The sequence below is a fragment of the Stenotrophomonas sp. A3_2 genome (assembly GCF_036624925.1).
GTDB classification, from domain to species: Bacteria; Pseudomonadota; Gammaproteobacteria; order Xanthomonadales; family Xanthomonadaceae; genus Stenotrophomonas; species Stenotrophomonas hibiscicola.
Genome location: NZ_JAZKVY010000226.1, coordinates 25,520 through 45,689 on the forward strand (window position 1 = coordinate 25,520; position 20,170 = coordinate 45,689).

Below are 20,170 nucleotides of genomic sequence, written 5' to 3' on the forward strand. Positions count from 1 at the left end.
TGGCGGAAGGGAGGGACGGCCCCGGCGTGGATGCCGGAGCCTCCGGCAGTACAGCGCAGCGCCAGAGCGGCGACTTGCACGGCTGTGCTGGATTGCGCCGGATGTGACGCATATCGCTCTAGCACGAAGCCGTTCCGGCATTGACGATGGCGGCTGCCCTGTCGAGGAGCCTGCAATGTCGAATGCGTTCTGGAGCCTGTGGGTGTGCCTGCTGCTGACCACGGCGGCGCACGCCCGGACCAACGTCTACAAATGCGTGGACGGGCCGCATCCTGTCTACCAGCAGACGCCGTGCCAGGGGCGTGCGGAATGGCGCTGGGAGGTGCCGCCGGAGCCGCCTTCGACAGGTGCGACCGTGGCCAAGCCAGCGAGCCCGGCCTCAAGCCGTCCGCGTGTGGTGCAGCAGGGGCGTGCGCGGGCCGCTCTGATACCCATCAGCACCGATCCCGCCGCCTGTGAGCACGCGCGGCAGCAACGCGGGAAGGCGCTCGCCCAGGCCAAGCGCCTGGACTTCGTACAGCGGCGGCAGCTGGATGATGCGGTGCATGACGCGTGCCGTTGAATCCAGGTGCCAGAAACGACAACGGCGCCCAAGGGCGCCGTTGAGAGCAGATGCCAGGTGCCGGACCTCAGCGACCGTCGCTGGCCGTCGCCGGTGCCGGCGAGGGCACGCTGTCAGGTTTGGGCAGGCTCAGCTCCGGGTTGCCCTGTTCGGCCTGCAGGATCTGGATGCGGCGCTGCAGGGCGTCCAGCTGGCTGTTCGTGCTCTGCACGTCGCTGCTCAGGCTGACTGCCTGCTGCTGGGCCTGCTGCAGGGCCGCGCTGACCTGGGCCGACTGCGCCTGCTGCTGTTCCATTTCCTGCTGCAGGGTGCGCAGGCGTTCCTCGTTGTAGGCCACCAGGCGCTCGGTATAGCGCTTGCCGGCTTCCAGGCGGGTGGTGTCGATGTAGACCTGGGCAAGCTGCTCGGACTGTTGCGCGAAGGTGCGGTAGACACGCTCGGCGTTGTCGACGGCGTCAGTCTTGATCACCCGCCAGAAATTCTTCTCCTGGAACAGGGCGACGTAGTAGGTCAGGGTGTTGGCGTTGAACAGCAGGCTGGCGCCGTAATTGCCGTTGTAGGTGGTGCGCAGCTCGGTCAGCTGGCGGGCATCCATCAGCTGCTTGAGCTCGTCAACGGTATTGCGCACCACCGGTGCGCTACGAGCGGCCGGCTCTGCGGCAGCTTCGCGGTCGCCACGGGCAGCCATCGCCGCTGGTGCCACCAGCATCATGCTCACGGCCAGCAGTGCCGCGCCGTACGCGCGCCGGGCGAAGACCGCGCCCCCTGAAGTTTCTCGCATGTCTAGACCATCCACGGATGAGTGTGGGTTGAGATGAAAGTGGTTCCCCGCCGGGAGTCTAGCATGTGCGCGGGCGCCGCCAAGGGCGCCCGTCACGGGTCAGTAGACCAGCTGTGCGGCGCTGCACTGGATCGACTGCACGTTGACGTCGGTGCGCCCCAGCTCCAGGCCCAGCACGCTGGCCAGCAGGTTGGTCAGCAAGGTGCCGACGCTGTTGAGGACCGGGCGCAAGGCGGACAGGATCGGCTTCAGCAGCGTGCACAGCAGGCCGCTGCAGCTGACCGTGCCATCGGGGTTGGTGACGCCGGTGCCGCCGGTGCCGTCAAGGAACCCGGCCGGCGCGGTCTGTATGTACGAGGCCAGGTTGTTGCGCACGCAGCCGTTGTAGTCGATCAGGTTGCCCAGCAGGCTGTCGCAGCGGTTGATCAGCAGGCCGCCCACCAGCGAGCCGAGCAGTCCATCGAGCACGCCCAGTCCTTGACCGGTGACCGTCACCTTGAACGCATCCCAGACCGGACCGTCCTTGTGGCAGGTGGACAGGTTCAGCAGGCCACAGGCGTAGGGCAGGCCTCCGGGTACGGTCCAGCTGTTGAGCGGGGCCAGTTGCCGGCTGGCGTCGCCATCGCGCAGCAGTGGAATCAACTTGTCCACCTCATACCGGGTGTTCGGCGGGAAGGTGGCCTGCAGGTAACGGTCGGCCAGGGCCTTGGCCGTGTCGTTGGCACTCATGCCCTGCTTGGGTGAACTGAGCATGCCCGACAGCACGCGCAGCAGCTCATTGACAAGGTCGGATACTGCGTTGCCGAGAGCAAGTGGATTGATGCGCGTCGAGCCGGTTTCGCCAGCGGCCAGGGTGAGGTTCTGCGAGCTGGTCAGGGCCGGCAGCGTGATCTTGTCGTTGATCAGGGGTTGTCCGAGCAGTTTCAGCAGCTGTTCGTTGTTCAGCGTCGCGTCGCAGACATTGTTCTTCGAGAAACGCTGCGATGGATCGACGTTGCCGACGCAGGCCCGCAGGACCGACGAATCCACCTGGATGGTGGCCCTGGGTGGATTGGCGCCACACTGGATTCCGGTCAGCGTTCCCATTCCGTTGGCGACATCGACATGCAGCGGCAGGTGCAGGCGCGTGCCCAGCAGGTTCAGAAGTGGCCCCAGTGCGAACAGGTTGTTGCTGTCCACGTCTGCCACCAGCCTTACCTGCGCGTTGTAGGCGCGGCTGCCGACACCGCCGATGGCGATCGATGGCGGCTCGACCACGCCGGCCTGGATCTTGATGCCCAGCAGGTCCAGCCCCTTGACCGCCACGCCGTTGCCATCGTTGGCGATGGAGATCGCAGTGTTGATCAGGTTGAGCACGTTGATCTGTGACTCCAGTGCACTGCCGACCGTGCCGTCGGGCGAGACGACTTCGGCGAAAAGGCCGCCGCCGCCGGACTGGCTGCCCAGCACGATGTTGAGCTTGTTGATGTCCAGCTGGGTGGCAACCAGGTCGGACAGGGCGCGCAGTTGCACGCCCACCGTGGAGTCGCGGCCGACCACGGTGGCGGTGGCGTCGACCAGCTGCGCCAGCGAAACCTTGTTGACCGACAGAAGCCGGTTGAAGTCAGCCACGCTGAGGTTGGCGCTGACCGGGATGTTCAACGCCTTGAGCAGGCCCGATGGCGTGATGTTGGCCTGGGCGAGGCCGTCATAGGAGAGCACGGTGGCGTTGGTCACATCCAGGCCGACCAGGCGCAGGGTCGACAACAGTACCGAGTCGCCATTGGTGCGCAGTAGCTGCGAACCGACCGCGAACACCGCAGTCGGTTCGGAACGGCGGGCCACGGCCTCCACGCTGACGGTGGGCAGGGTGGTGTTCTGCCCGAAGAACGGCAGCACGCTGCGCTGCGCGACGACCTGCACGGCATTGCGTGGGTTGCTGGCATCGATGGTGGTGACGAAGCGGTTGGCGGTGGTGCGGTTGGCGCTCCAGTTGCCGCAGCGGATCTGCAGGCTCCCTTCGAACGTGTTCTGGGTGAGTGCGCTGTGCCGCGCAGCGCTGTTGTCGCTGTTGTCCGAGGTGCACAGCTCCAGTCGTTGCGCTCCGGCCAGTGCGGCCAGATCAGCAACTTTCTGCGCATCGCGCTTGGCCCAGAACAGGTAGCCGATCTCGATCAGGCCCAGCATCGCCAGCAACGCCAGCATGACCAGCATCATGGTGATCGACATGCCGCCCCGTGCGCGGCTGAAACTGAACTGGCGTGGGCGTTTCATGGCCTACCTCAGCGTCCGGATGAGGATGATCCCTTGGACTTGGCGACATCGGTCTCAAAAAAGTCCGGGATCTCGTGTTCGAAGCTCTTCATGTAGCGTGCGTAGCTCAGCGTCGCCTGGTCGCCGAGGATCGGCAGGTGCTGCCCGGCCTGCTGTCCGGACGCCTGCAGGCGGAACAGGTTGCGCGCGGTATCACCGATCTGGCTGCGGCCGGGTCGCGCGGTTGCAGCGTTGCCGTCGGTGATGTCCACTGCAGCAGGCGCCGCCTGCGGCACTGGTGCGGGCCGGGCCGCCAGGTCCACGGCGGGCAATGACTCGGACTGCAGCGGCTGCGCAGCCGGCGCTGCCGGTGTGCTGCCGCCAAGCATCTGTCCGGTGAGCGGCTGTTGCTGCGCCTGCACTGCGGCGGCCGGCAGCAGGCAGATCAGAGCGGGCAGCAGGCGTCGGGCCAGGGGCGTCGCGGTCATGGTGTGTTTCCGTTCGGGTGGTCGTTGGCGCTGAAGCGTTCCAGCATCGAGGGCGGCAGGCGCTGTGGATCGCGTTCGTCGCGGCTGTCGCGGCGCGGTTCCGCCGCCAGTCGCGTGACGCCGCGCGGGTTGTTGGTGGCGTCGCTGTCGACAGCGCGCACAGGGGGCGGCACGACCGCCGCAGCAGCCGCTGCGGCCTGGCGCTGCTGCAGGCGGGCCCGGATCTGCGCCGCCTGCTGCTGGATGCTGAGCCGGGTGTCCTTGTTGAGGTTGGCCTGCTGGGCGAGGCGCTCGGCGGTGGCGGTGTCGCCACGCAGCACCGCCCACAGGGCGAGGTTGGCGGTGGCCTTGGCATTGCCTGGGGACAGTTCCAGGGCCTTGGCCAAGGGTTCGCGCGCGCGCTCGAACTGCCCGGCGCGCAGCCTCGCATAGCCCAGATCGCCGAGATAGCTGGTATTCAACGGTTGCAGTTGGGTTGCCCGCGCCAGCGCCTGCTCGCTGCCGGCGTCGTCGTCTCGGCGCGCGGCGATCAGGCCGAGCCCATGCGCGGCTGCGGCGGCCTGGGGGCCGCTGGAAAGCGCGCGGTACAGTGCGATCGCGGCATCGGCCTGGCCGGTCTCTCGCAGCGCATCGGCCTGCAGCAGCCGCAATGCCGGCGGGTCGCCGTAACGCTGGCGGAAGGCGTCGACGTGGGCGAGCGAGGCATACCACGCGCCTTGCTGCTGCATGCGCTCGATCAACTCCAGGTACGCATTGCGGCTGTCCTGCGGTGCCGGTTCGGGCGCAGCCAGGCTGGGCGCGCGCAGGTACTTCGGCGTGGTCGACCCACAACCACTGGTGATGGCAGCGAGGGCAAGCAGCAGGCAGGAGGTGCGCAGGGCAGGCATCAGGGCGATCCCATCTTGGACAGGGTGGTGGCCAGCGCGACCAGCGCCGGCCCGGCGAGCACCAGCATCAACGCTGGCAGCAGGGTCAGCATCATCACCACGGTCATCTTCACCGAGAGCTTGCCGACCTTTTCCTTCAACGTGTTGCGACGCTGCTCGCGCAGGCGGAGGCTGAACTGCCGCAGGGGCTCCTGCACCGCACCGCCATGGGCATGCACCTGCAGGATCAGCTGCATCAGGCTGGTCAGGTCATCGTCGGCATAGACCTCGCTCAGCCGCCGCAGGGACTGCGCGCGCGTGCGGCCATGGGTATAGGCTACATTGGCCTCCTGAAGTTCGCTGCCGAGTACCGGCAATGCATCGCGAAGCTTGTCGCCGAGCGTCTGCAGGCTCTGGTCCATGCTGAAGCCTACGCCCTGCAGCAGGCGCAGCAGGTCGATCAGCAGCGGTAGCTCGGTTTCGACTGCACGCCGGCGCTGCTTCACCCAGGAAGAGAGAACGAATTTGGGCAACAGCAGTCCAGCGGCCAAGGCACCGATGATCACCATGATCCTGGCCAGCCCGGTGACGCTGCTGAATGTCAGCACCAGTGCCAGCACCAGCACGGCCAGCAGCAGGCGCAGGCCGAGGTAGATGGCCGTACCGCGACGGGTGTTCCACCCGGCCAGATCCAACAGCAGCCGATCTTCATTGGCCAGCAATGCCGTTTCCAGGCGGCCGCCGCTGAGGGCACGGCCGAAGCGTTCGAGCCAGCCCAGCGAATCGTGCCGTGCAGGTTCGGTGTCACGGGACGTCTCGCGCGGCTGCAGGGCGGTCTTCAACGTGGCCGTTGTACGCTGCTCACGATGGCTGCGTATCCAGCCGCCGATACCCAGCAGGGCGATGCCGGCAGCCAGCACGAGCAGGGAGAGGGCGAACCAGGCGCTGGCGCTCATCGGTCGTCTCCGGCGGGGCGGGGGTTCATAGCGATTTGGCCAGGCGATACAGCAGGAAGCCGCCGACAAGCTCCATGCCCAGTGCAAGCAGCAGGATCTTGTGGCCAAGCGGATCGTGCAGCACCGGCTGGAAGAAGTCCGGGCTGGCGATCGCCATCAGCACCGCGCAGGCCGGTGGCAGCAGGCCCAGCACCCACGCAGACATGCGTGTCTCGGAGGTCGTCGCCGAAAGCTCCTGCTGCGCCTGTTCCAGGTCGCGCATGAAATCACCCATGCGCTGCAGGATCTGGTCGGAGCGCCCGCCGATGCGCACGCTGACACCGATCACCACCGACAACACCTTCAGCACCTCCATGCGATAGGGTTGCGCGGCCTGCGCGAGTGCACGGTCCAACTCCATGCCGCTGCGCGCAAAGCGCACCGTGGTGTCCAGCAGCCCGCGCAACGGCGCGCTGGTCTGCATCGACGCAACCTGGAACGCGGCCTGCAGGCTGTTGCCCAGTGCAGTCAGCCGCACCAGGTTGTCGAGGAAGTCCGGCAGCTGATGCAGCAGTTGCGCACGCAGCTTCGTGGTCCGCCGCATCACCCACAGCCAGCAGCCAAGCAGGTACAGCAGCAGGGTCAGCGGAAACATCCACGCGGTGCCCAGCCGCGCCATCGCTACCACCGACAGTACCAGCCCCGGTACCAGCAGCATGATGGGGATTTTCCAGCCGGTCTGCAGCCCTGCGCGCTGCAGCAGGCCATCCAGCGGCAGCACGCGGCGCCCGGTGCTGGCGGGCCGCGCCGGATCGTTGGCAGCGGTGACGGACGGCCCGGCGGGTGCCCCGCCCGTGGCGCTTCCGCGCGAAAGCTGCTGCTCGGCGTGCCGCATTGAAACCTGGCGTTGTTCACGGCTGCTGGCCGTGCCCCACAGCCAGGCTGCCAGCGCCAGCAGCACCGCGATGATGCTCAACATGCCCAGCAGCGCGCCGGTTCCCATGCTCAGAAGTCTCCGTAGAGCGATTCGCGCAGCTGTTGGCGGAACGGCTCCAGCTTGTGCGAGTGTGGATGGAAGCCCAGCCCGACCCAGCGATCGATCTCTTTGCCGTTGCCGTCGATCTGCAGTTCGTGGCGGAACATTTCCTGGGTGGTGATCAGGTTGTCGCTGACACCGGTGATCTCGGTGATCGATACCAGCACGCGGCGGCCGCTGCCCAGGCGCGAGATCTGCACGATGAAGTCGATGGCACTGGCGATCTGCCGGCGCAGGCTGTCCTCGCTGCCCTGGAAGCCGGCAAATCCAGCAAGCATCTCGATCCGGTACAGGCAGTCGCGTGGTGAATTGGCGTGGATGGTGGCCATCGAACCGTCGTGGCCGGTGTTCATGGCCTGCAGCATTTCCAGCACTTCGGCGCCACGCACCTCGCCCACCACGATGCGATCAGGGCGCATGCGCAGGCTGTTGCGGACCAGATCGCGGATGCTCACCGCGCCATGGCCTTCGGCGCCACCGATGCGGCTTTCCAGGCGGACCACATGCGGGTGGTTGAGCGAGAGTTCTGCGGTGTCCTCGACGGTGATCACGCGCTCGTTCGCGGGGACGTAGCTGGCCAGGGCGTTCAGCAGCGAGGTTTTGCCGGAGCTGGTGCCGCCGGATACCAGGATGTTGCAGCGGCCCAGCACCATCGCCTTCAGCAGGGCGTGCATCGGTTCGTCGAAGGTGCCCTTGGCCAGCAGTTCATCGGGAGTGAATGGATCCTTGCGGAACTTGCGGATGGACACCATCGGTCCGTCCACGGCCAGCGGCGAGATGATCGCGTTGAGACGGCCGCCGTTGGGCAAACGCGCATCGACCATCGGGTTGGAGTCATCCAGGCGGCGCCCGAGCGGGGCCAGGATACGTCGCAGGATGCGCAGCAGGTGCGTATCGTCGGTGAATCGCTGGGTGGCCCGCTTGAGCTGGCCACCCTGGGAAACATGCACATCCTTGAAACCGTTGATCAGGATGTCTTCGATGGACGGGTCGTGCAGCAGGTCGTCCAGCGGGCCAAAGCCGGTCAGCTCCTTGACCAGGCCGTCGGCGACCACCTGCATCTCTTCTTCGTTGATCGGGATGCGCCACTCCTGGATGAAGCCCACCGTCTGCACCTGCACCCAGCGGGCGATGGTGTCGGGCGCCCAGGAATCGATGTCGATGCGCTCGTCCTCGATGCTGTTGAGCAGGTGCTCATGCGCTGCCGACAGCACCTTCTGGTACTGCTCGGTCTGCGCGAACGGCTGATGGCCCGGCGTGCTTTCGGGCAGCACCGGCCGGGCAACGGCATGCGGGAAAGGGGTTACCTTGTCTTCCATTGCGATCCACCCAGGGCAAGGGAGAGTCTTTCCCGCAGGCCCTGCGCCTGCACCCGGCAAGCGGCCGGGTCCAGGCGCGAAACCAGTGGGGCGAGGGCACGCAGATAGGGGTCACGCGGCGCATCCTGCAGCAGCAGGTGGCCCTGGCTCGCTGACAGGCGCACGCGGGGGCGCTCGGGAAGCGTGGCCAGCAGGGGCACCTCGAAGCGGCGCGCAATCTGCTCCGGGCTCATTCCGCTGCTGTCATCGTGGCGGTTGATCACCAGCTGCAGCCGCTTCTCGCGTTCGCGTTGCCCGGCAAGGTGCTTCAGTGCCTGATCGAGCGACACCAGCGTGGCGATCGAGGCATCTGTGACCAGCCAGATCTCGTCGGCCTGGTCCAGCAGCAGCGGTGGCAGCTGGCGCACCGGGCAACCGCCGGCATCACACAGCACGCTGGCGAACACGGTGCGCAGGCGCTGCAGCAGCGCACCCGGATCGGACGGCGGCACCGCGTCGCTTCCGCTGGCGCGGTCCAGCAGCACCAGCCCGGAATCGTGCCGGGCCATGGCCGTGCGGGCGAGGGTGGCGTCGATGCGGCTGGCGTTGCGCAGGGCGTCTTCGTAATGGAAGCGGCTGTCCAGGTTGAGGTACAGCGCAAGGTCACCCGAAGGCTGGGCCAGTTCCATCAGCAGGCCGTCCTGCTGCACTGCCTCGCCCTGTGCCAGCGCACGGGTCTGCTGTGCCAGCACCGAAAGGTGCGCGGCCATCGTACTGGTGCCGACCCCGGCGCGCACGCCCAGCAGGACGATCAGGCGCGCCTTGTGCGCGTGCTGCGCGGCGGCAGCTGGTCGTGGTGACAGGGCACGACGCAGTGCGGCCTCGACACCGGCGTTGTCGCTGTCCAGGTCCAGTACGTCACGCAGGCCCGCCCGCAGTGCGATGACGACGCCCTCTACCTGTCCGGCACTGGTGGCACCGACGGCAACCAGTGCGAGGTCCGGTTCTGTCTGTTGCAGTTGCTGCGCCAGCACGCTGGAGGCGGCGGCATGCTCGGGGCGGAAGTCGAGCAGCACAAGGTTCTGCGGCCCGCGGTGCAGGTCCTGGGCGGAGGTCGGGGCGCTGCTGTCCTGCCAGTGCAGGGTGGTGGTCGGCGGCAGTTTGGCCGCCAGCCGGGGCAGCAGTTCGCGATCCATTCCGTACAGGACCAGGTTCATCGGCGGTCCTTGCGGATGCAGCGGCTGGGCAGTGGCGTAGGGCATGGGCGTGGTATCGCAGGCATCATGGAATCAGCGTGAGAAGCCGGGTACCGGGTCCTGGCTGATTGGACCCAGCAGCCAAGCGCCCCATTCGGGCATGTGCGGCTTGGCTTCGCGGTCGCCGGGCAGTGGCAGTTCGGTGTTGCGGGCCAGCGGCTTCACCAGGCGTGGCGTGACGATGATCACCAGCTCCTTGTCCTGGCGCTTGTAGTCGAAGTTGCGGAAGAACGAGCCGATGACCGGCAGGTCACCCAGCAGCGGAATCTTGCCGACGCTGGAAACCACGTTGGAACTGACCAGGCCACCGATCACGAAGCTCTCGCCATCGCCCAGCTCGACCGTGGTGTCGGCGCGGCGGGTGGTGATCGATGGAATCTGCACGCCATTGAGCGCGATGGCGTTGCTGTAGTCCAGGTCGCTGGCTTCCGGCGCGACTTTCAAGGCGATGCGGTTCGGCGCCAGTACCGTCGGTGTCACGGTCAGGCCGATGCCGAAGGGCTTGTAGGTGATCGTGGTGGTGCCCAGCCCCTGCGGCTCCAGGATTGGCAGCTCGCCGCCGGCAAGGAAGCTGGCGCTCTGGCCGGACAATGCGACGAGGGTAGGTTCGGCCAGCACGCGCGCCATGCCATTGCTCTGCAGCAGGTCGACGTCGGCATTCCACAGGCCCTTGGTCGAGCCGAACACCAGGCGGAACGCCGAAGAAATGGGCGATTCGGCTTCGTTGCTGGAGTTGCCTTCCTGCATGCCGGGCAGGATGCCGGTGTTGCCCGGCAGCTGGCCGCCCGGGCGGGCGAATCCGTACGCGAAGTTGCCATTGCGGTTCTGGAAGCTGATGCCGATCTGCTTCAGAGCGGTCTTGTTGAATTCGACCACCTTGACCTCGACCTGCACGACGCCGCCGCTGCTTACCGTCGATGCGTCGGCAAGCAGTCCGTCCTTGCCCAGGGCCATCGCGGCGGTCTTCTGTTCCTGCATGTGCGACAGCACACTGTCGGTGCTTCCCTGCAGCAGGCCCTGATTGTCCTGCTGGGTGAACACCAGTCCGTTCGCGCCCGCGTCGGCCGCGCCCTGCACCGCGCTTTGTACCCGCACCTGCAGGCGCTGTGGCTCGGCCTGCTTGCGGTGCCAGAGCAGGAGCGTGGTGGTGCCCGGTGCCTTGCCGACCAGCAGTGCCTGGCGCTGGCCGCGCAGCATCACGATATCGGCCACGCCCGGGTCGGCAATGGCCACCCGCTCCAGGTCACCCGGCAGGGGCCAGGGGCGCTGCTCGCGCGTCTGCAGTACCAGGTCGTCGGCGGCCACGCTCGTCGCCGGTGCCAGCAGCACCAGCAGCAGGGCCAGCCAGCGCTGGCGGGGGGAAGGGCGTGGACTGCGGCGACGTTCGGTCATGGATGCGCTCGATGCAGGTCAAAGGGAACCACGGGGGGCGGAGCTGTCACCTCGGATGATTTCGATACCCGATGCGCGCGGGGCGCTGCGCCGGGGTGCGGGTGTGCGTGCCGTGGCATCCTGGGTGCTGCGGGCCGGCGTGTTGCTGCGGCCGGCCAATGCATCACCGTCGATGCCGGCGTAGGCGTGATTCTCCGGCCGTTGCAGCGCAAGCTGCTGTTCCGCATCCAGCCCCCGCAGCGGATCGATCACACCGCGTGCCTGCGGGAACAGCGCCAGATCGGGCTGGCCGGGATCGGCAGGGTTGCGCAGGGCCAGGAACAGTTTGCCCTGCTGCGCACCCAGCAACAGCCGGTTGGCGTCGGCCACCGGTACCGCCAGTACCGCGCTGCGTGCCGGCTGGGTGGTCTCGCTTCCCGTGCTCTGGGTGCTGCTGCTTCCGGTGATGTCGGCGGCGCGTGGATCGTTGCGCGCATCGGCTTCAGTGCTGGCGACAGCGCCAGCGTTGGCCAGGGCGATGTCCTGCTGGCCATAGCTGAGCACGCGCAGGCGCGACAACAGCAGGCGCGTCTGTGCTGCATCGGCCGGCCCGCTGGCGTTGGGTTGGGCGTTGCGCAGGTTGAGGAACACGTCGACAAAATCGCCCGGCACGATGCGGTTGCCGGCACCCACCAACTCGTCAACCGGTACCGCGAGTGCGCGCTCTCCGGGGCGCAGCTGCAGCGAGAATCCCTGCGCAAGCGCATTACTGCTGATTGCCGTGCCTTCGGCAATGTCCTGCACCGGCACCTTTCCCACCACGGCGGAAATGCTGGAGGCGGCACCGGCAACCGGGGCGCTGCGCTGCGCCAGGCGCAGTCCATTGGCAGAAATGGGTTCGCCGGCCGGCAGTCGCGCCACCGCCTCCACCACGGTGATTGCCTGGGCTTCGCTCTGCGCGGCCGGGGCAACCGTGGCCGGCGCGGCTTGCCTGCGCCCGATCATCAGGGCGATGACCGCCAGCAGCACGGCCAACCCGATCAGGGCGACGGCGGCGATGCGGGTCAACTTGAGCATGGAACCGTCTCCTGTAGCGATCGTCAGTTGCCGCTGCCGAGGTCGAGTTGCGCGACCGCCACGCTGCGGATGGGAGCCCGCATTACCCACTTGTAGAGCGTGGCGGTGCCGGGCAGGAAGGGATGGCTTGCGTAGTCGTAGCTGACGGTCACGGTCATGCACTGGGCGCTGGCCAGTCCGGCGCAGGGCGCCTGCGCGGAAACCAGGATGGCGTTGCTTCCCCCATTGCTGCAGTCGACGGACTGCCCGGAGAAGTTCAGCAGCCACTGCATCGAGCTGCGCGCCGCAATACACGCCGCGGTACGACGTTCATTGGCGCTGCCATAGCGCAGCGATGCGCGCGCACCCTCGGCCGAAGCGGTTGCCAGCGTCTGCTGGGCCGCCATGATCATCACGCCGGAGAACGTAAACAGCAGCAGTGGCAGCAGGCCCAGCATGAGCATCAAGGCGAACTCGATGCTGGCCGCACCACGTTGCCGGCGCGGGTTGGGGGTGTTCATGGCACACCTCCATACGTAGTGATGAGGATCCAGGCGATGGCCGACACGGCCAGGTAGGCTGCATAGGGAATGCCATGGCGTCCCTGGCGGGCGTTCTGCATGTCGCGCAGCGCCGGGTGTGAATGCCACTGCGAACTGGCCCGGTTCAGCTGGGCTTGCAGGCCGACGTGCAGTACTGGACCCACCCGGCGTGACGCCAGCACCAACGCGGCATGTGCGCCCGCTGCGAGGCTGGCCGCGATCCAGATCGGCAGCAGTGTCTGCCAGCCCAGCATCAATCCCAGCACGGAAAAGAACTTGACATCCCCGGCGCCCATCCAGCGCAACGCATGGAACGGCAGCAATGCGACCAGGCCGAGCGCCGCGCCGGCAACGTGGGAAGCCCACGGCAGGCGCGGCGCGTTGAACTGTCCGGCGATGAGCACGACAACGGTGATCGCGCATGCGGACAGCAGCCAGGCGTTGGGCACCCGCCGGGCGTACAGATCGCTGATCGCGATCCGCAGGCATACGCCGATGGCCAATAAACCCAGCAGTGTCATCGCACACTCCGTCGCCCGTCAGTGGACGCTCAGCAGTTGCTGTCCCTGATCCAATCCAGGAGGCGGCTCAGGCGGGCGTGCTGCCTGAAGCCTTGTTGGCAAGCTTGGTGAGATTCTCAAAGAGCGTGCTGAAGAATGTCTGGATCTGCGTACTGCCCAGTGCGATCAGCACTCCCGCAATCACAGCGGCCAGCAGCCCGTACTCGAGCGCGGTGACACCATCTTCTTCCTTCAGGAACTTGCGGATCGATGCGTTCATGACGATTGTCTCCCTCTACCTGTCTGCTACAGGACACCTGTTGGGCGGTGGCCCGGCTCCGCCGGGATCGTCCGTGGACCTCCGCACGTCCTGGCGGAGGAGGCAAGGCGGGATGGACCCGCTGTGCTCAAGCAGGGTGATCGCTTCCAGGCGGGACGCCGTTCGCACAACCGCGACCGCGCGGCGCGGGGCCGGTGGTCGACGTGTCGAGCGATACGTGCATGGTCATGCTGTCCCCCTGGGTGCGGTCATTATCAAAGACCGGATCACCGTGTTATCGACTTTGCCTGAATGGCGGCCGGCTGCAACCGGAACCTATATGCAAATTCGGCAGAATCCCTTCGGTCCTTAATTTTTCACGCGGGTTCTGTGACGGAAATCCGTTCGCTCGCACAACGATTCATCGACGTGCAGATAATGTGATTTTGGTTTCAGTCGAATGCGAGAACTGTGCCAATCACGTCAGCATGATTTTCACGTCTGTATCCATCCTATTCAACGCGGGGCAGATGTTTACCCCGCTGAATTATCGGGCATACTCGTATTCAAGTACTCGCGTTTCTTTTGGGGTGCGTGCGTTGGCGGCGCGCATCCCGGTGATGGAAGAGATTCCATGAGAGGTGCGCGCCCTGTCAGGCAGTGGGGGCCGTATCGCACGACGGATAATCGGGGGACGACACTGTCATGGTCGATGGTGGGGTAGGAGACAGCGACGACAGCGGCCTGCGGTCGATCGACCTGGCGACGCTGAGCGGCGTGCTTCGTGTATGTGATGTTGAACTGCTACTGCTCGATGGCAATGGGCCACGGGCGGCCTTCGCTTCACGCGTGCACGAGGAGGCGTTGTTCTGCAGCATCAGCTGTGGATTCCATTGCCGTGGACGATTCATGCTGCCGCCGGACTGGGCGATGCTCGGCTATCTGCACGCCACCGATGAGACGCTGAGCTGGTGCCATGGTGTACCGCTTGCGGCGGGTATGGCGTTGACCGTGATGCCGGAGGGCATCAGCGAGTTCACCCTGAGCCCGGGCACGCACATGACGCTGATGCTGGTGCCGGCGGCGCGCGTGCAGCGCAAGCTGACCGAACTGAGCCTGCGCAGCACGCCACCGGCTGGGCAGGCACTTTCGTTGTTCACCCTGGCCAACGAAGCAGCGCCGTTGGCGCGCCATTATCAGCAGCTGCACCTGCAGCTGGGGCAGGGTTCCGGCCTGCAGCCGGAAGAAGCCGAGCGGCTGCTGCATGAGCATGTGCAGGCACTGCTGGGCGCGGGTACCGCCGACCGCCCGGGCTGCAGCCGTGCGCGGCGCACACATTATCTGATTGCTCAGCGTGCCGAGAATTTCATGCGGCTCAACCTGCGCCGCAACATCTACATGAATGAAATCTGCGATGCCGCTGGCGTCAGCGAGCGCGGCCTGCGTTATGCATTCGAGGACCTGTTCGGCACTTCGCCGAACCGGTACCTCTCCATGCTGCGCCTGTGTGCCGCCTGCCGGAGCCTGTCGATGGCCGATTCCAGCCGCCGCTCGGTGAAGGCCATCGCGCTCAGCTGCGGGCTTTGGGACCTCTCGCGCTTCGCTGATAATTATCGCAAGGTATTCGGCGAACTGCCGCGCGATACCCTGATGCGCGCGCCCGCGCAGATCGGCCAGCCGGCCTGAGCCAAGGTCCCGCAAGGGTTTCCACGGCATTCATGCCGGAATTGCGCATCCGTTTGCCGATCATGCTGCCGCTTCTGCATAGACGGCTGCCGATTCCGGCCGTGGATTTGCCGGAATGCGCGATTGCCGTGCCGGATTGAAGTGCGCCACCGCCGTTGCAAACGCTGAAATGTCAGTCACCTGCCTAACGGCAAGTCCACTGACATTCCAGTTGTTCGCCTACGGGGGAAATGCTCATGAACCGCATCTACCGGCGTGTATGGAACCGCCAGCTCAATGCTCTGGTTGTGGCCTCGGAACTGGCCACCGGCGACAGCGGCGGCAGCGCCGCCCGCGATCCGCGCAGTGCACTGCTGATGCCGACTGCCCTGGCCCTGGCCCTGTTGTGTGCGCTGGCCAGCGGGCATGCAGGCGCAACCGAATCCAATCAGTCTCTACGTGACCTGCAGGCGCTCGCAGCCAAGTACGCGCAGCCGATGCCGGTCAAGGTCGACGCGGAAGTGGCGCTGGCTGCCGCATCGCGCCAGGCGCAGAGCAGTCCGGCGATCAGCGCTGACGCGCGTGTCGGCCTGCAGCTGAGTACGAACTCGCTGCCGATCGTACGCGACGTGCTGCCGGCCACCGTGCAGGTGAAGCTGGCGGCGAGCGCTGCGCCGAAGCAGGTCGCGGTTCCTGCGCTGGCCGCCGATATCCGCGCCAATGCCGGGTTGGGACACGCAGCGTCCAGTGTGGCGAAGATTGATGCCTCGCTGGCGGCCAACGTTGTGCCGTCCGCGCACGCGCCGCTCGGTGTGGCTGCGGATGCCCAGGCGAAGGCCGGCGTTGGCATCGCCGGTACCCAGGTGGCCTCGATCGATACCGGTGCCAAGGCGGCCGCCGCTGTTGCTGGCGCACCGGCTGGCTCGCTGTCCGGCCTCAAGGCGTCCGTTGACGGCAAGGTGGATTCGCAGCTGAAGCTGGCGGGCCATCAGATCGACGGGCAGGGGCAGGTCAAGGCGACGGCGGCGGTCACGCTGCCGGCCAAGGAGGAGTTGCCGGGCCAAACGCATGATCGCGCGATCACCGCAGCCTTCGATGCTGGTGTTGCCGGCAACGTGCGCGTGCAGGCGCCGGGTGGCCACGAAGTCGTGGCCGACCGCAATCTGAAGCTGGCCGGCCAAGCGACCGTGGCGGCGCAGAACAGCGCGCTGGGCGTCGATGGCCTGGTGGGCGGCGTTGTCGGCGCGGAAGGCGGCGCCGCAGGTGGCGTGCTTGATGGCACCGTAGGCAACACGGTTGGTGCGGTCGGCGGCGCCTTGCACGGCACGGTTGGAACGGTAGGCGAAGCACTGGGCAGCACGCTCGATGGCACCGTTGGAACTGTCGGTAGCGCGGTGGGTGGTGCAGTGAACGGCGCCGTTGGTACGGTTGGTGCAGTCGGCGGAACCGTGGGTGGTGCACTCAACGGCACGGCCGGTTCGGTCGGCAGCACCGTCGGTGGCGCGCTCAACGATGCAGTTGGCACCGTCGGTGCCGTTGGCGGTGCCGTGGGCGGCACGCTCAACAATACAGCGGGTGCGGTGGGCAGCACCGTCGGCGGTGTCCTCAATGGCGCTACAGGTGGCAGCCTCGGCGGCCTGGGTGGCCTGCTGGGCGATACGCTGGGCAATGTCGGCAGTGCCGTAGGCAACCTGCTCAACGGCAACCTCAACGGCACCATCGGCAATCTCGGCAGTGCCGTAGGCGGCCTGGTCGGCGGCACGCTTGGCGGGCTCGGCCTGACTCAACCCTCGGCCATACCGCCCACCAGCCCAAAGGCGCCGGCGCCGGCCGACCCGAACGCGGGCCTGATCATCGGCACCGGTGGCCTGGTCGGCAATGTCGGCCAGCTCATCGGGCCGACCACCAGCAGCCTTTTCGGCGGCGACGGCTACCTGAGCAACGGCAATCTCAAGCTCAGCAACGCCAACGTGATGCAGACCTACTCGACGGTCAATGTGCTGGGCCTGCCGGTGGTCAACCTGTCGCCGGTCGGTAGCACCCTCAATGGCCTCGGCGGCGCCGTCACCGGCGGCAGCTCGCACCTGACGCTCATTGGCGGCGTTACCTCGGACAGTTACATCTACAACATCAACAACGGCAATCCGGGTGGCCTGCTCGGGCTGCTGCTGCCAACGGATTCGCCGGAATGGGCGGCGAAGTGCCTGGACATCGCGCTGGCCGACATCTCCTGCTGGGCCGTCAACGCGGCACAGGACTACCAGGTGCTGATGGGTGATGGCGCCTTCGCCAACGGTTCGAAGGAAGTGGTGATCGGCGCCAATGCACGGCACGAACTGCCCAGGGTCGATGCCAACGTTGCCTTCCCGGGCGATGGCGTGAACGATCCCACCAACCCGACCGGCGTCCCGACCGCAGACTACGCTGCGCGCATGGGCCATTCGGTGATCGTCGGTGACAGTGCCGTCGGTACCGCCAACGGCCAGACCCTGCTGGGTGCTGAAGCCACCTCCAACCAGGCGAACTCGGTCGCACTGGGCTACCGTTCGGCTGCACTGCGCGGCGCGCAGGCCAGCTACAGCGCTTATGGCCTCACTGCACCGCAGGTCTCGGCCGGCGAAGTATCGGTGGGCACCGCCGGTGGCGGCGAGCGCCAGATCACCAACGTGGCTGCCGGCAGCGTCAACACCGATGCGGTCAATGTGGCCCAGTTGAAGGGCGCCATCAGCCTGATCGATGATGTGGCGGCAGCTGCGGTGACCTACGACCTGGACGGTGCCGGCAACCCGAACTACCGTCGGGTGACGCTTGGCGCGGGCACTGGCACCACCACCATCGGCAACCTGGCCGGCGGCGCGGTCACCGCGGGCAGCCTGGAAGCAGTCAACGGTGGCCAACTGGCTGCGACCAACGCCGCCATCGCCAGCTTCTTCGGTGGCCGCGCCGCGTTCGATCCGGCCAGCGGTGCCTTCACTGCGCCGCTGTTCGAGATCAGCACGATCTCCACCACCGGCGCCATCGCCCAGGGCCTGTACACCAACGCCACCGATGCCTTCGCGGCGGTGGATGGTTCGCTGGTCAACCTCAACACGCAGATCACCGATATCCGCAACGGCGGTACCAAGTACCTGCGGGTGAACTCGACCGGTACCGAGGCCGTGGCCACCGGCGCCGACTCGATCGCGGTTGGTACCAATGCCCGCGCCACCGCCTCCAACAGCATCGCGGTGGGCGCCGGCAGCCTGGCTGACCGTGCCAACAGCGTATCCATCGGTGCCGCCGGTGCCGAGCGCCAGGTCACCAACATGGCGGCCGGTACCGCAGCGACCGATGCGGTCAACCTGGGCCAGCTGCAGGCCTCGGAGCAGGGCGCCCTGCGCTATGACCTCAACGGCGACGGCAGCGTCAACTACGCCAGTGCCACGCTGGGCCAGAGCGGCACCGCCACCACGCTGCGCAACCTGGGCCCGGGCCAGGTCAGTGCCACCAGCAGCGAGGCCGTCAACGGTGCCCAGCTGTTTGCGGCCAACCAGGCCGTTGCCACCCACCTCGGAGGTGGCGCGGCGGTCAACGCCAGCGGCGTACTGACCGCGCCGACCTATTCGATCAATAACGTTGCCGCCAACGGCACGATCACCAAGGGCAACTACAACGACGTCGGTACCGCTTTCGACGCGGTCAGCAATTCACTGGCCAATGTGGCCGACCAGACCGGCGAGATCGACAAGCTGGCCGTGAAGTACGACGTCGACGGCAGCGGCAACGTGCTCAACAGCGTGACGCTGACGGGCACCGGCAGCGGTGCGGTGAAGATCACCAATGTGGCCGCCGGCAGCATCCTGGCCGGCAGCAGCGACGCCATCACCGGCGACCAGCTGTTCAGCACCCACAGCACCATCGCCAACTACTTCGGCGGCACCACTGCCTACAACGGCACCACCAACGCGTGGACCGCGCCGACGTTCAGCATCTCCAGCATCGCCACCGATGGCACCTTCAGCAGCGGCGATTACAACAACGTCACCGCCGCCTTCACTGCCGTCGATGGCTCGCTGAAGGTCCTCAACCAGCGCATCACCAACGGTGGCGGTGGCAGTGCCTACCTGGCGGTGAACTCGACGGCGGCCGCAGCCACCGCGGCCGGTGCGGAAGCGGTGGCGGTCGGCCCGCAGGCCAGTGCGGCCGGTGCCAACAGCGTGGCGGTCGGCAACGGCGCCAGCGCCAGTGCCGGCAACAGCGTGGCACTGGGTGCAGGTTCGGTGGCCAGCGTCGGTGCGCAGAGCGGCTATACCGGTGCCTACGGCCAGACCGGCGCCAGCAACTCGGCTGGTGAGGTCTCGGTCGGCAGTACTGGCAGCGAGCGCAAGATCACCCATGTCGCCGACGGTTCCGACACGTACGACGCGACCAATGTCGGCCAGCTGAAGAACGGCGTGAACTACGCCATCGACGAATCGAAGAAGTACACCGACCAGAAGATCCAGAACATCACCAACGTGGCCGGCAGCTTCCGCGCCAACAATACCAACAACCTGGCCGACCCGTCCGCCAGCGGTGCCAACTCGGCCGCCGGCGGTGCAGGCTCCACCGCCGCCGGGACCAATTCGACCGCGCTGGGCAATGGTTCACAGGCGCAGGCCGACAACTCGGTGGCATTGGGTGCGGGTTCGGTGGCGAACCGGGCCAACACGGTCTCGGTGGGTGCGAGCGGCGCCGAACGCCAGGTGGTCAACGTGGCTGACGGCTCGCAGGCCACCGACGCGGTCAACGTGCGCCAGCTGCAGGCCTCGCAGCAGGGTACGCTCCGCTACGACACCACGGTGAACGGTGCGACCAATTACAACAGCGTCACGCTGGGATCCACCGGCAGCGGCCCGACCACGGTGCGCAACGTTGCCGCTGGTACCGCCGGTACCGACGCGGTCAACGTGGATCAGCTGAAGTCGGGGATGGCGCAAACCCTGGACTGGTCCAAGGCCTACACCGACGAGCGCATGGGTGGCTTCGAGCGCGACCTGCGCAAGACCGACAACCGTGCTTCGGCCGGTATCGCCTCGGCGATGGCCACCGCAGCGCTGCCGCAGCCCAGCGAGGCGGGCCGCAGCATGGCCTCGATCGCGGCTGGCAGCTACAACGGCGAATCGGGCGTGGCGCTGGGCATCTCCGGTGTCTCCGAAGGCGGCCGCTGGATCTACAAGTTCAGCGGTTCGACCAACAGCCGTGGCGAGGCCGGCGTGGCCGTCGGTGCCGGCATCCAGTGGTGATATCTCCGCCGCCGGGCCGCACGCGCGGCCCGGTACCGCGGAAACGTCTACAGGGGGAA

The 20,170-nt window shown here is 66.9% G+C and carries 16 protein-coding genes; 3 read left to right on the forward strand and 13 right to left on the reverse strand.

The window, feature by feature from the left end:
* Positions 1 to 175: 175 nt before the first annotated feature.
* Positions 176 to 562, forward strand: coding sequence for a hypothetical protein (locus tag R5H29_RS07945; RefSeq protein WP_155029728.1), 387 nt, complete (start codon positions 176 to 178; stop codon positions 560 to 562).
* A 67-nt stretch (positions 563 to 629) separates the two neighbouring features.
* On the opposite strand, the gene R5H29_RS07950 is transcribed toward R5H29_RS07945, so the two are convergent.
* From R5H29_RS07950 to R5H29_RS08010, 13 genes are all read right to left on the reverse strand, one after another.
* Positions 630 to 1,343 carry a DUF2968 domain-containing protein gene (locus R5H29_RS07950; RefSeq protein ID WP_019659968.1) on the reverse strand — a complete coding sequence of 238 codons (714 nt, stop codon included), beginning with the start codon at positions 1,341 to 1,343 and terminating at the stop codon, positions 630 to 632.
* 99 nt (positions 1,344 to 1,442) lie between these two features.
* Positions 1,443 to 3,596, reverse strand: a complete 2,154-nt coding sequence (locus R5H29_RS07955) for a TadG family pilus assembly protein (RefSeq protein WP_164145124.1) — start codon at positions 3,594 to 3,596, stop codon at positions 1,443 to 1,445.
* A gap of 8 nt (positions 3,597 to 3,604) precedes the next feature.
* Positions 3,605 to 4,063, reverse strand: coding sequence for a DUF3613 domain-containing protein (locus tag R5H29_RS07960; protein ID WP_155029726.1), 459 nt, complete (start codon positions 4,061 to 4,063; stop codon positions 3,605 to 3,607).
* Positions 4,060 to 4,950 carry a Flp pilus assembly protein TadD gene (locus tag R5H29_RS07965; RefSeq protein ID WP_058982759.1) on the reverse strand — a complete coding sequence of 297 codons (891 nt, stop codon included), beginning with the start codon at positions 4,948 to 4,950 and terminating at the stop codon, positions 4,060 to 4,062. Before R5H29_RS07965 ends, R5H29_RS07960 begins: the two co-directional genes overlap by 4 nt.
* Complete coding sequence (locus tag R5H29_RS07970) at positions 4,950 to 5,885, reverse strand: type II secretion system F family protein (RefSeq protein WP_332329026.1); 936 nt, start codon at positions 5,883 to 5,885, stop codon at positions 4,950 to 4,952. The genes R5H29_RS07965 and R5H29_RS07970 overlap by 1 nt, the downstream gene beginning before the upstream one ends.
* 25 nt (positions 5,886 to 5,910) lie before the next feature.
* The gene (locus R5H29_RS07975) at positions 5,911 to 6,867 is read right to left on the reverse strand and encodes a type II secretion system F family protein (RefSeq protein ID WP_019659963.1); all 957 of its coding nucleotides are present in this window, start codon (positions 6,865 to 6,867) and stop codon (positions 5,911 to 5,913) included.
* 2 nt (positions 6,868 to 6,869) lie between these two features.
* Positions 6,870 to 8,219 (reverse strand): CpaF family protein, encoded by a 1,350-nt coding sequence (locus R5H29_RS07980; protein ID WP_019659962.1) that lies wholly within the window; start codon positions 8,217 to 8,219, stop codon positions 6,870 to 6,872.
* A complete protein-coding gene (locus R5H29_RS07985) occupies positions 8,204 to 9,460 on the reverse strand; it encodes a fimbrial protein (RefSeq protein ID WP_019659961.1) in 1,257 nt (418 codons plus the stop codon). Before R5H29_RS07985 ends, R5H29_RS07980 begins: the two co-directional genes overlap by 16 nt.
* Before the next feature lie 27 nt (positions 9,461 to 9,487).
* Positions 9,488 to 10,846: a type II and III secretion system protein family protein gene (locus R5H29_RS07990; protein WP_111102426.1), complete on the reverse strand. Its 1,359-nt coding sequence runs from the start codon at positions 10,844 to 10,846 to the stop codon at positions 9,488 to 9,490.
* Positions 10,847 to 10,864: 18 nt separating this feature from the next.
* Positions 10,865 to 11,902: a Flp pilus assembly protein CpaB gene (gene cpaB / locus R5H29_RS07995; protein ID WP_164145120.1), complete on the reverse strand. Its 1,038-nt coding sequence runs from the start codon at positions 11,900 to 11,902 to the stop codon at positions 10,865 to 10,867.
* A 23-nt stretch (positions 11,903 to 11,925) separates the two neighbouring features.
* The gene (locus R5H29_RS08000; RefSeq protein WP_058982316.1) at positions 11,926 to 12,402 is read right to left on the reverse strand and encodes a TadE/TadG family type IV pilus assembly protein; all 477 of its coding nucleotides are present in this window, start codon (positions 12,400 to 12,402) and stop codon (positions 11,926 to 11,928) included.
* On the reverse strand, positions 12,399 to 12,944 hold the full coding sequence (locus tag R5H29_RS08005) for an A24 family peptidase (protein WP_332329027.1): 546 nt from the start codon (positions 12,942 to 12,944) through the stop codon (positions 12,399 to 12,401). Before R5H29_RS08005 ends, R5H29_RS08000 begins: the two co-directional genes overlap by 4 nt.
* A gap of 67 nt (positions 12,945 to 13,011) precedes the next feature.
* Positions 13,012 to 13,203, reverse strand: a complete 192-nt coding sequence (locus tag R5H29_RS08010) for a Flp family type IVb pilin (protein ID WP_021204284.1) — start codon at positions 13,201 to 13,203, stop codon at positions 13,012 to 13,014.
* Between the two features lie 684 nt (positions 13,204 to 13,887).
* Here R5H29_RS08010 and R5H29_RS08015 point away from each other — a divergent pair.
* Complete coding sequence (locus R5H29_RS08015) at positions 13,888 to 14,868, forward strand: helix-turn-helix domain-containing protein (protein ID WP_332329028.1); 981 nt, start codon at positions 13,888 to 13,890, stop codon at positions 14,866 to 14,868.
* Between the two features lie 236 nt (positions 14,869 to 15,104).
* On the forward strand, positions 15,105 to 20,111 hold the full coding sequence (locus R5H29_RS08020; RefSeq protein ID WP_332329029.1) for a YadA-like family protein: 5,007 nt from the start codon (positions 15,105 to 15,107) through the stop codon (positions 20,109 to 20,111).
* Positions 20,112 to 20,170: the final 59 nt, after the last annotated feature.